Raw genomic sequence first — 1,574 nt, 5'->3', positions numbered from 1 at the left:
TTAACCTTTGCAGCATACAACAACTTATGAAGTCGAGTTGCCATATCATCAACGGTGAAAGGTACAGGCCCTTTTTCGCTTTTTCCTAGCCCTGCAGGGTCGTATAAGCAAATACTAAAGTCGTCTTTTAACCTTTTTATATTCTCTAACCAAACACCATCTGAGCCAGAACGCCCAAAACCCTGTTCAAGTATTAATTGTGGCTTATCATTTTCGTAACACTCAAGATAAAGCTTAAACCCGCCTACATCAAATAACCCCGACTTTGTCGGTTTAAGTTCTGATTCTGATGTGTATGCACTAAAGCTTATAAATATTGAAAATATCCATAAAATTGCTTTCATATAGACTCCATTCTTTCGGTAAGTTTTAACACCCTAAAAGGGCTGATGAATGCTTGGTAAAATTTGTGTGGTACCGAGCCAACTTTAGCAGTCCCACATTGCAAATGCCTTGTTAGCTGACGGTGTAACGCTTTCCGATAAACCACGCCACGACTAAAACGCTTATTCTTCCAATTAGTGCAGGAAGTAGTTGCCACCAAGGCGATGAAATAAGATGGCCTCCTGCGAATAGCAAAAAATCGATCAAAATAATCGTCGAAACTGAAATCAATGCATAGTGCATAGTTTCAGAACCTGCCACAAAACCTAATATAGGCAAAACAATAATTGATACCAAAAAGAAAGGAACCGCTACCGTAAAAAGTTGAACGAGAAACAAACCGAACTCAAGACCAACGATGTCGAATAATTCTTTTGGGATCGCCAAAGCTGAGGTATATCCCACAACAAACTGAACCAAAGCAACTAGAGCAACTCCCATGATCGTGGCAGTGTAAACTTTTTTCATAGTACTCATCCTTGTTGAGTCTTCTAACGCCCGCCTAACACGCTATGTGTTGGCGTGGCTTTTTGCGTTGTTTGCCAAAACAATGACAACTTCACATTGTCGCTGTTTAGGCACTTGTTAGCTATACGACCACTAAATTAGCAAGAACCGTCTAAGATCTTGTTCTTGACGCATAACGTGCAATATAAAAACCTTGTTCCCATCAATTTTATAAAATACTCGACATGGCTTTATTACTAGCTCTCTGTAATTAAAGGTCGGTATTTCCAAAGGAACTTTTCCCGATTCGGGGGGTTCTTCTAGCCTTTCTATTTTACTAAATACAGTTTGAACTAGTTTTTTCGCAGCGACCAAATTAGACACTGCAATGTATTCAGCAATTTCATCAAGTTCATTAAGAGCGGGTTGCGTCCAAACTATTTCAGCCATTTATTCATTTGCTCTTTAGCCTGCGTATTTGAAACGACTTGCTCATTTCTAATTGCTTGCTCTCCTCGAGCGACTCCTTCCAATATCGACATACGCTTTTGCATCATTTCAAAATCATCAACATCGACCAAATATGCAGATGGCTGACCATGCTCAGTAATTAAAACTGGTTCCTTAGAAGAATGGAGATCTGCCAATATTTTAGTGGCCTGCCTCTTTAAGGTTGTAACTAATTCAACTTTCATAATCGAACTCTTAATAGGAGTGAGTGCCACTATAGTATCACTGAAAGT

Annotated in this window: 4 protein-coding genes; all 4 read right to left on the bottom strand. The window is 39.4% G+C overall.

Going from position 1 to position 1,574, the window contains the following annotated elements; all coding sequences use genetic code 11:
* Positions 1-344, bottom strand: a 344-nt coding sequence (locus AC4E96_RS13175) for an alpha/beta fold hydrolase (RefSeq protein WP_490256146.1), incomplete at its 3' end; no start/stop codon positions are given.
* Between the two features lie 112 nt (positions 345-456).
* A complete protein-coding gene (locus tag AC4E96_RS13170) occupies positions 457-852 on the bottom strand; it encodes a hypothetical protein (protein WP_490256145.1) in 396 nt (131 codons plus the stop codon).
* 132 nt (positions 853-984) lie between these two features.
* Entirely contained in the window at positions 985-1,281 is a 297-nt protein-coding gene (locus AC4E96_RS13165) for a type II toxin-antitoxin system RelE/ParE family toxin (protein ID WP_490256144.1), read from the bottom strand.
* Complete coding sequence (locus tag AC4E96_RS13160; protein WP_490256158.1) at positions 1,269-1,526, bottom strand: type II toxin-antitoxin system Phd/YefM family antitoxin; 258 nt, start codon at positions 1,524-1,526, stop codon at positions 1,269-1,271. Before AC4E96_RS13160 ends, AC4E96_RS13165 begins: the two co-directional genes overlap by 13 nt.
* Positions 1,527-1,574 lie beyond the last annotated feature (48 nt).

The organism is Psychrosphaera sp. (genome assembly GCF_982872775.1).
This window is presented reverse-complemented; position numbering and strand designations above follow the sequence as displayed.